The following is a 10992-nucleotide window of genomic DNA, read 5'->3' on the forward strand; positions in this document are numbered from 1 at the left end:
AGAACTTATGAAAACAACATCACTTAAAAGTAAAATTGGAATTGGATTGGTCATCATAGGCTTTATCTGTCCGTTATTTGGTTTTATTGTTCCTTTCTTAGGGTTTAGCACTGCGATCACTACTGCATTGGTAACTTTTTTCTTAGTTGGTGGGCCTGAGATATTCTTATTACTAGGAGGAGTATTGGCCGGAAAAGAAGGCGTTTTATTGGTTACCAATAAGCTTAAAAAAATGTTAGGTCTTCCTGAAGGAACGTATCCAGCAAGTAAAACACAATACAATATAGGTGTTGCCTTATTAATATTATGGTTCATACTAGCTGTATTTCCAACCTATATATTGGAATTATTTCCAACACCTTTTATCGATGACAATTTACTTTGGTTTGCTCTGGGAGCAGACGTTTTGCTGGTCCTTGCCATATTTGGATTTGGTGGACATCAAATGGTAACTAAAATATCGTCCGTTTTTAAATGGAAACAATGGATACTACCCCCGTCTAAAGAGGAAACAAGTTAGAATTGAACATTTTGTTTTTTAAAGAGACTCCTAGTTAGGTTATGGAGCTACATAAAAAAGCAAGCTATATTACTAGCTTGCTTTTTTATTTCCAGTTATATTCATCAAATTTGGTTTTTAAACAGACCGTATTCCCTTTGCTGGACTCACTATAAATACCCAATTTCCTTATTGCGAATAACAATAGTTTTTACGTAATTAACTACCTATTAAAGACAAACCTTTTTCTCGTTAAAAAGTTGATTTTTTTTACAAAAAATCAATCAATTCTTTTCTTGAAAACCTTATTTGACATAGTCATGAAAAATTTTTTTACCGTAGTTTTTATTATTTTATCTATAATCTCTTGTGATAAAAAACAAACGGATGTTTCAAGGATCGTCGTGGATCCCGGTTTCAGCAATTATATAAATGCCTTTACTTCCGGTATTGTCTCATCGGAATCTCCGATCAAAATTGTTCTGATAGAACCATATTCCAAGGCTATAGCTGGTGAAGTGGTGGACAATGAGCTCTTTGAGTTTAGTCCTAAAATTGAAGGGGAGGCCTATTGGCTGGATAATCAAACCATAGAGTTTCGACCATCGAAAGCCTTAACTTCTGGTCAATCTTATCATGCTAGTTTCGAACTACATAAATTACGCGCTGTACCTAATAAATTTAAAACTTTAGATTTTGGGTTTAAGGTTTTAGAGCAACATCTAAACGTGTTTTTTGATGGTATGAAGGCTGTCAACAAAGATTTTTCACAACAGGAAATTTTTGGTCATGTCAAAACAAGTGATATTGTTGACCCAATGATGCTGCAAAAAACCTTAATTGCTAGTCAGAACGGTAATGAATTAGATATAGTTTGGGAGCATTTAGAGGATAAAAAAAATCATAATTATGTAATTAAGAATGTAGTACGAAGTGATTATTCTGGATCAGTCTTACTCTCATGGGATGGTGATCCAATAGGGTCGGTTGTCAATGATGAATTGAAAATAGAAATTCCTCCTCTAGATGAGTTTAGGGTAGTACAGATTAGTGTGAACCAGGCTTCTGGATTGTATTATTCGATCCAATTTTCAGATCCCTTAGATAGTGATCAAGATTTAACGGGTCTGATTACCTTAAAATCTCAAAAAGAACTTCGTTATATTATCAACGAGCAAGAAGTGAAAGTTTATCCAAAAGGTAGGCCAAGTCAAACTGAAGAGTTACATGTTCACAGATCGGTTGTGAATGCTAACGGTGTGAAGTTATTTAAGGATTATAAGGAGGAGCTTTATTTCAGTATTGAGAAGCCGGAAATTCGGTTGTTGGGAGATGGCGTGATCATGCCAAGTTCGGGTGATGTAAGCTTCCCGTTTAAGGCAATTAACCTGAAGGCTGTTAACATTAGAGTCTTAAAAGTTTATGAACACAATGTTAACCAGTTCTTTCAGTCGAATCAATTTGATGGATCTTTTGGATTGGCCCGAGTTGGTCGATTGGTTTATGATAATTCAATTGAGTTGATTTCAGATGAATCTTTAGATTATGGGGAATGGAATAATTTTAGCGTGAATTTCAACGAAATTGTAGAGGCAGAGCCAGGTTCAATATACAGAGTAATGCTTTCATTTGAACCAAATCAATCTCTTTATCCATGCTCTGATTCGACTGCCATTGAAAGAAATATGAGAAGAATGGAGTTGAACTTTGATGGTGAAAATTATTTTAGACCGGATTCATGGTATTCTGAAGATTTTAATTATCGCGAAAAAGATGATCCTTGCACCACTTCATATTATCAATATCATAACAGATCAGTAAGTGCAAATATTTTTTCTAGCAACTTTGGAATGATTGCAAAAGAAACAGCAGGAGACACATATAATGTTACTGTAACTGATTTGAGAAGTTCAGATCCTTTAGAGGGAATTAAAATTGAAGCCTTTAATTTTCAAAACATCAGAGTTGGAGAAGGAAGTACAAATGCGTCTGGAGTTTCACAATTTAACGTAACATCAAAACCGTATCTTTTAGTGGCATCTAAAGGCAAGCAAAAAGGTTACTTAAGGGTTGATGCGGGATCAGCACTATCCGTTAGTTTATATAATGTTGGTGGAAGAAAGGTAGATAGAGGTGTTAAAGGATTCATTTATGGAGAACGAGGTGTTTGGAGACCCGGGGATTCAATTTACCTTTCGTTCATGTTAGAGGATAAGTTGAATGTGTTACCAGAAAGTCACCCAATAAGCATGGAGTTATTTGATCCTATGGGCAAATCTTTTGAAAAAATGATTAAGACTCAAGGTGAAAAAGGTTTGTATGTATTTAAGTTTAAGACTAATTCTTCTGACCCCACCGGAAAATGGCAAGCAGTGGCCACCGTAGGAGGTTCTAAATTTGGTAAATACTTGAAAGTTGAGACTATAAAACCGAATAGAATAAAAATTGATTATGATTTTAGTGATATCATTTACTCCGATCAGAATATAAATTCGAATGTTCAAGCCAATTGGATGTATGGCAGTCCGGCTTCTGGACTAAAAGTAACTTCTGAATTAATTATCTCCCCTGTTAAGACCACATTTAATAATTACGAAGGCTTTTCATTTGATGATAGATCAATTCAGTTCTACCGTCAAGAACCCATTCAAATTGATAGCAAAACAGATTCTCGGGGTAAAACCAAGCTTGATTTTAAATGGTCTAGACCAAAAGAAACTCCAGGGATGTTAAAATTTTCTTTTAACACTAAGATCTTTGAGAAGGGAGGAGATTTTAGTCAAGATTTTTTGTCCAAAAAGTATTCTCCTTTTAAAAGTTATACAGGTCTTAAAATGGAAGCTGGGGGCAATTGGTTAATGGCTCTGGATACAGAGAAGAAACATAAAATAGCAATTGCTTCAGTGGATGAAAAAGGAAAAGCAATGGATCAAAATGTAACCATAGAGTTATATAAAATGAACTGGAATTGGTGGTGGGAAGGATCTGGAAATAATGAGATAACTCAATATATTAATAGACGTTCTCAGGATCTTATTAAAACATCAAAATTCAAAGTTACTGGAGGGAAAAGTTTTTTCGAACTATCTTTTCCAAGACCCGGATGGGGAAAATATTTGCTGAGGATAATTGATGAAAAATCCGGGCATAGTAGTTCACAGGTTTTTTATGGAAGTTATTCAGACTGGTATAATGATTCTTCTGGGGGAGATAATAGCGCAGCTTCAGCTTTGAATTTGGAAACAGATCAAGAGACCTACAATGTTGGAGATAAAATTCAAGTAACTGTTCCTTCTGGCGGAGTTGGCAACATCTATGTAACCATAGAAAAGGGAAACAAAATTATAGATCAAATGTGGGTTAAAGCTGACAATAATAGCACCATTATTAGTCTAGATGCGACAGTAGCTATGACTCCTAATGTATATGTCAGCGCAACTTTAATCCAGCCACATGTTCAAGATAAGAATTCCTTACCAATTAGAATGTATGGAATAATTCCAATTTATGTTTACGATGAGAACACAATTTTAGAACCATTAATTCAAGCACCTAAAGAGGTGCAACCTGAAAATAATTATCGAATTTCTGTGAAAGAAAAAAATGGTCATAAGATGTCTTATTCGTTGGCGGTTGTTGATGAAGGTCTTTTATCCTTGACAAGATTCAAGACACCAAATGCTTGGGATAACTTTTATGCAAAAGAAGCATTGAATGTTAGATCTTGGGATTTGTATCGCTATGTTATGGGTGCGCAAACAGGAAAGATGTCTCCGCTGTTGGCCATTGGTGGAGACGAGGCTTTGAATTACAAGGAAGATACAAAGGCGAACCGGTTTAAACCAGTTGTCAGTTATCTAGGACCATTTTTTCTCGAAAAGGATGAAGAAATCTCGCATAATATTCATATGCCAAATTATATAGGAGCTGTAAGGGTAATGGTTGTTGGAGGGTTTAACGGAGCTTATGGGTCGGCGGAAAAAGAGATTCAAGTGCGACAACCGCTGATGGTTCTTAGTACCCTGCCGAGAGTTTTAGGTCCATCAGAAACAGTAAAGATTCCTATTAATATTATCACAATGGATGACAGAATTAAGGAGGTCAAAGTTAAAATAACCGGGAATGAGTATTTGAAACCAATTCATACTAATGAACAAATAGTCGAAATAAAAGAAAAGGGTGAAAAGACTATTTATTTTGATTATAAGGTTGCTCGAAAATTAGGAGTAGCGAAATTTAAAGTCGAGGTGCAATCTGGGAAACATCGAGCTTTTGAAGAGTTGGAAATACTCATCAGACCTCCGAATCCAAAAATTACCAGTTCGATTGATCAAATGATCGAGCCAGAAAAGAAATGGACAAAAGAGTATAAAGCGAAAGGTATTCCAGGATCTAATTCTGCAAGTATTCAAATTTCAAGAATACCAAACTTAGACCTAGAAAAGCATTTGAAGTATTTAATTGGATATCCTCACGGTTGTATAGAACAAACAACTTCCAGTGTCTTTCCGCAATTGTATTTACCCGAGCTTGTCAGCTTGTCGGATGATGATAAACAAAAAGTTAAGTCTAACGTTATGGCGGGAATTAATCGTTTAAAAACATTTCAAGTAACTTCAGGTGGTTTTTCTTATTGGCCCGGAGGAAATCAGGCTTCCGAATGGGGTAGTACTTATGCCGGACATTTCCTCTTGGAGGCTAAAAATAAAGGTTATAATATCTCAGAAGGACTAATCAATGGCTGGTTAAAATTTCAAAAATTAACAGCTTCAAATTGGCAAAGATCGAGTTACAGAGGATACGGAAGATATGGTGGGGATTTAACTCAGGCCTATAGGCTTTATACCTTGGCTTTATCTGGGAATAGTGATTTAGGAGCTATGAATCGATTAAGAAATGATGCCTTGCTTTCTAATGCTGGGGCCTGGAGGTTGGCCGCTGCCTATGCTCTAATGGGCAGAAAGGATGTGGCGCTTGAACTCTCGAAAAGAAGTTGGGACATTAAACCATATAGATCCATGAGTTATAGTTTTGGCTCTGACGTTCGTGACTTGGCTATGAAACTTGAAACCATGTTTTATCTGGACTTAAAGAATGACGGATATGAATTATTAAAAGACTTAACCAGTAGATTAAATTCTGGCTGGCATAGCACTCAAACTAGAGCTTATGGATTGTTAGCGATAGGGAAATTTGTTGGATCATCCATGACTTCGGATGAATTAGAAGCTGAGTTGGTAATAAATGGTATAAAGGAGTCAATAGGGATAAAATCCGCTGTATGGTCAATTGATGTAAAAGCTAAAGATTTGAACCAAGGGACTATAGAAGTGATGAATAATTCAGGTCAGAATTTATTTGTCAGTCTTACTCAGACAGGAATTCCATTAGAAATGAATAAAATTTCTAAGGAGAAGGAGTTGATTATGAAAATTAGTTACCAAGATCTAACAGGAGTTTCATTAGATGTACAGCGATTGGAACAAGGACAAGATTTTAAAGCTATAGTTCAAATTAAACATCCAGGAATCCGCAGTGATTATAAAGAAGTAGCTCTAAATCAGGTTTTTCCATCTGGTTGGCAGATTGTTAATACACGAATTTCAGATACAGATAAAAATAATTCCCAAAGTAATTATTCATATAGAGATATAAGAGATGATAGGGTGTATACCTATTTTGATTTGGAAAGGGGAGAAACAAAAACTTTTGAAGTTTTGCTAAATGCTACTTTTGTAGGCAGGTATTACATGCCAGCGGTTTTTTGTGCTCCAATGTACGATGAAAGCATTCAATCTCTTAAGCCTGGAAAATGGGTGGAAGTAGTTAGAAATGACAATTAAAAAGTGTTTGTAAAAAGATTCAAAATTGCGATTGTATTGTTACTCGGTATTATCATATACCTTTTAATACCGATGCCTTTATTTGAAGATCCTTATTCAACTGTTTTGACAGATGAAAATGACCAACTTTTATCAGCAAAAATAGCAAAAGATGGACAGTGGAGATTTCCCGAAGTCGAAAAGGTGCCCGAAAATTTTTCCACTGCTATTAGATATTTCGAAGATGAGTATTTTTACTATCACTTTGGAGTTAATCCAGTTTCTATCTGGAGAGCTGGGTTTCAGAATATCAGTTCAAATAGAATAGTCAGCGGAGGTAGTACCATTACAATGCAAGTCGTTAGGCTACTTAGAAAGAACAAATCAAGATCTTATGGAGAGAAGGCTATTGAGCTTATTATGGCTATGAAACTCGAATTGTTCAAATCAAAGGATGAAGTCATGAAAATGTATGTTTCCCATGCTCCTTATGGAGGGAATGTAGTTGGAGCTGATGCGGCCTCATGGAGATATTTTGAAAGGCCCTTGAACCAACTTTCTTGGGCAGAATACTCGATGCTGGCAGTTTTGCCGAATGCTCCGTCACTCATGCATCCAGGGAAGAATAGAGAGGATCTTTTCAAAAAAAGAAACACTCTTTTAAAAAAGTTATATGATAATGAAGCCATAGATTCTATTACTTATTCTTTGGCAATTATGGAAGACATTCCGATGAAGCCAAAACCTCTGCCTAGAATGGCGTTTCATTTGTTAGATTTTGCTGTGAAATCTGGTAAAGAAGGATCGAGAATAGCCACATCCATCGATAGAAATCTTCAAGAAAATCTTTCGATAAAGTTGGATAATTATGTTAATGTTCTTTCTCAAAACCAGATCAGAAACGCTTGTGCCATGGTCATTTCCGTTAAGGATAATACTGTAAAGGCTTATATCGGAAATACCAACTTGATTTCCTCCGGAGCAAGGTTTGTAGATTTAATTCAAGCACCGCGAAGTTCAGGAAGCATTTTAAAACCTTTTCTCTATGCGAAATCTATTGACGAAGGCCTTATCCATACCAGTACACTGTTAAGAGATGTTCCTATATCATTGAATAAGTTTTCACCTTCAAATTTTGACAAACGTTTCGAAGGGGTTGTACCGGCAGGTGAAGCATTGGCCAGATCACTCAATGTTCCGGCCACCCTATTGTTACAAAAATATGGACTCGAACCATTTCATAATGATTTACAAAGTTTGGGATTTTCAAATATAAACAGAGGACCAGGAAATTATGGTCTAACCTTAATTCTTGGTGGGGCTGAAGTTAGCTTATGGAATGTTATGGGAGCCTATGCCAATCAGGTTAAACAATTATGTGATTATTCAGAGAATGAAGTGAAAAAGACTGGCGTTAAAGTATGGAATGATTCTGAACAGATTAAACCTGCTTCTAATATGGCTTCCAATGGATCGTGGTACCTCATTTCGAAGGCGCTGACAGAAGTGCAAAGACCGGGATTGGACAAGAATTGGAAAAACTTTTCATCATCAAGACAAATTTCATGGAAGACGGGTACAAGTCATGGTTTTAGAGATGCTTGGGCAGTAGGATTTAATGCAGAATACATTGTTGGTGTATGGATTGGGAATGCTGAAGGAGACGGTAGGCCGGGATTGACAGGAGTTTCAACTGCAGCCCCTTTAATGTTTCAATTTATTCAGCATGTTAGTAATGACAATTGGTTTGTTAGTCCAAAGTCTGACCTAAAGTACATAAATCTTTGTTCAAAATCAGGATTGATTCCTAATTCTCATTGCCCTCAAAAAGAAGTTCAGATGCCGCTATTTAGCGACGTTAAGCAAATATGTTCGATGCATAAGAAAATCATATTAAACAAGGAAAATGAACGTATCTTTCAAAATTGTAAGTCTTCTTCCGGTATTGATACAGTTTGGTTTAGTCTCGACCCAGTTGCATCTCATTATTATAAAAGATCACATCATAACTACAAACCCATACCAACTTTATCCAAAGACTGCTTCTCCCCAAATTCTGAAACTATCGCTGTAATTTACCCTACACATAAATCAGATATAGTGATTCCCAGGGATCTAGACGGAAAAGAAGAAATGTTATTATTTGAAGCGGCTTCAACAGACGAAAGTGCTACCTTGTTTTGGCATGTTGATAAACTTTATGTTGGAAAAACTAAAGGAATTCATAAGTTGCGTTTGAAATTAACCCAGGGCGATCATTCTCTTTTAATTATGGATAAAAATGGGAATAGTGCGGATGCTGAATTCAAAGTTTATAAATAATATGGCATAAACTGAAATATAGGAGTCAACTCAGACAGGATTATAATTTTTTTTTGTAAAACGTGATTTTAATACTGTCCCTTGCAAATACTTCCGTAAATTTAAGTCACTAATCTTTAAAACCTTAGTTTCATGAAAAAGCAATTTTTAAAAATTGGTTTTTTATTTTTGTTAGGATTGACAGTAGCCTGTCAAAAAAGCGAAAGTTCAAAACCAGTTTCCTCGCAAAATTCAAATGAGTTAGATCGAACCCATCTTCCGATTCAACCTCCAAAAACAGCGGCCATCACCGAGATGGATGCCAGAAATGTTGAGAAACCAGAACGCTTCGAGGTAGGAGCGCCTGAAGGAGCGCCTAATATCGTATTGGTTATGATAGATGATATTGGTTTTGGAGCAACCAATACTTTTGGAGGAGCCATAGAAACACCTACGTTTGATCGTCTTGCCAATAATGGTTTACGATTTAACCAGTTTCATACAACTGCCTTATGCTCCCCAACAAGAGCATCCTTACTATCAGGTAGAAATCATCATAATGTGAATGTAGGATCTGTTATGGAAATTGCGACAGGATATCCGGGAAATCAAGGAATTAGACCGGATAATGCAAAGTATGTAGCGGAGACACTTCGTCAAAACGGGTATAGCACGGCGGCATTTGGTAAATGGCATGAGACAGCAACCTGGGAGGTGTCGGTTTCTGGCCCATTTTTTAGATGGCCAACGAATTCTGGTTTTGACAAGTTTTACGGTTTTATCGGAGGAGAAACCAATCAATGGGACCCTGTTATTTTTGATGGAGTTACCAAGGTGCATAAAAAAGATGACCCTGATTATCATTTTACAACCGACATGACCAACGAGGCCATTGAATGGATCAAGTTTCAAAAGGCCATGACTCCAGAAAAGCCCTTTATGGTCTATTACGCACCTGGTGCGGTTCATGCACCTCACCATGCACCAAAAGAATGGATAGAAAAATATAAAGGTAAATTTGATGCTGGTTGGCTGAAATTAAGAGAAGAAACCTTCGCCCGTCAAAAAGAAATGGGTATCATTCCTCAAAATACAAAATTAGCTCCTATGCCAAGTGATATTAAGGACTGGGAAAGCTTAAGTGCAGATGAAAAGAAATTATTTGCCTTACAAATGGAAACATTTGCAGGTTTTATGGATCATACGGATAATGAAATCGGAAGAATGGTGGAAGCCATTGAAGAAGTGGGTGCCATGGATAACACCTTGTTTATTTATGTAATGGGCGATAATGGTTCAAGTGCAGAAGGTGGATTGGAAGGTACCTATAATGAACTTGTACATTTAAACGGAATCTTCGATGAAGAATCTGTTGAGAGCATGCTGGAACATGCCGATGATTGGGGTGGACCAAATTCATTTCCTCACATGTCAGCGGCATGGGCCGTAGCGACAGATGCTCCTTTTAAATGGACCAAACAAATGGCAGCAGATTTTGGGGGAACTCGAAATGCAATGGTGATGCACTGGCCAGCTGGTATCAGTGGCAAAGGAGAAATTCGCGAACAATTTCATCATGTGAATGATGTGGCGCCAACAATTTTGGAAGCTACTGGATTACCCGCACCTAAATCGATCAATGGAGTAGAACAGATTCCTATGGATGGTGTTAGTATGTTATACGCGGCGAAAGATGCAGAAGCAGAAGATCGTCATAAGGTTCAGTATTTTGAAATGTTCGGAAACAGAGCCATTTATCATGATGGCTGGCTGGCACGCGTGGTCCATATGGTGCCATGGGTGGGCAAACCTAGAAAACCTTTAGCAGAAGAACAATGGGAGTTATATCACGTAGATGAAGATTTTAGTTTAACAAATAACCTTGCTGCTGATCAACCTGAAAAAGTGAAAGAAATGCAGGATTTATTTGAGAAAGAGGCGATTGCAAATAATGTATTTCCACTGGATGATAGGTTGTATGAACGTTTTAATGCTGCTATTGCCGGCCGACCAGACCTCATGGGTGATAGAAAATCATTGACCCTGGCGCAGGGAATGGAAGGCATATTAGAAAATACTTTCTTGAATGTTAAAAACACCTCTAAAACCATTGTCGCTGATGTGAATTTAAATGGAAATGACAGGGGGATCATTCTTTGTCAAGGAGGAAAATTTGGTGGCTGGGCCCTCTATATGAATAATGGAAAACCAGGGTATACCTATAATTATTTTGGCCTACAGCGATATACAATTGAGGCTCCAAAGGCTGTTACAAAACAGAATGCTGAGATTAAATTAGAATTTACCTATGATGGTGGAGGTACTGGAAAAGGAGGAATAGCTAAATTATTTGTTGATGGAGACTTAGTG

Annotated in this window: 4 protein-coding genes; all 4 read left to right on the forward strand. The window is 36.9% G+C overall.

The features are described from left to right. Positions 1 to 520 (forward strand): transporter suffix domain-containing protein (locus ACR2MV_RS06305; protein WP_434021059.1); only part of this gene is annotated, 520 nt, incomplete at its 5' end. 299 nt (positions 521 to 819) lie between these two features. Beyond that, on the forward strand, positions 820 to 6342 hold the full coding sequence (locus ACR2MV_RS06310; protein WP_434021060.1) for an alpha-2-macroglobulin family protein: 5523 nt from the start codon (positions 820 to 822) through the stop codon (positions 6340 to 6342). Positions 6343 to 6345: 3 nt separating this feature from the next. Continuing rightward, the gene (pbpC, locus tag ACR2MV_RS06315; RefSeq protein ID WP_434021061.1) at positions 6346 to 8643 is read left to right on the forward strand and encodes a penicillin-binding protein 1C; all 2298 of its coding nucleotides are present in this window, start codon (positions 6346 to 6348) and stop codon (positions 8641 to 8643) included. Positions 8644 to 8775: 132 nt separating this feature from the next. Then, positions 8776 to 10992: arylsulfatase (locus ACR2MV_RS06320; protein WP_434021062.1), on the forward strand; the 2217-nt coding region annotated here is incomplete at its 3' end.

This window comes from Lutimonas sp. (assembly GCF_051011215.1).
GTDB lineage: Bacteria > Bacteroidota > Bacteroidia > Flavobacteriales > Flavobacteriaceae > Lutimonas.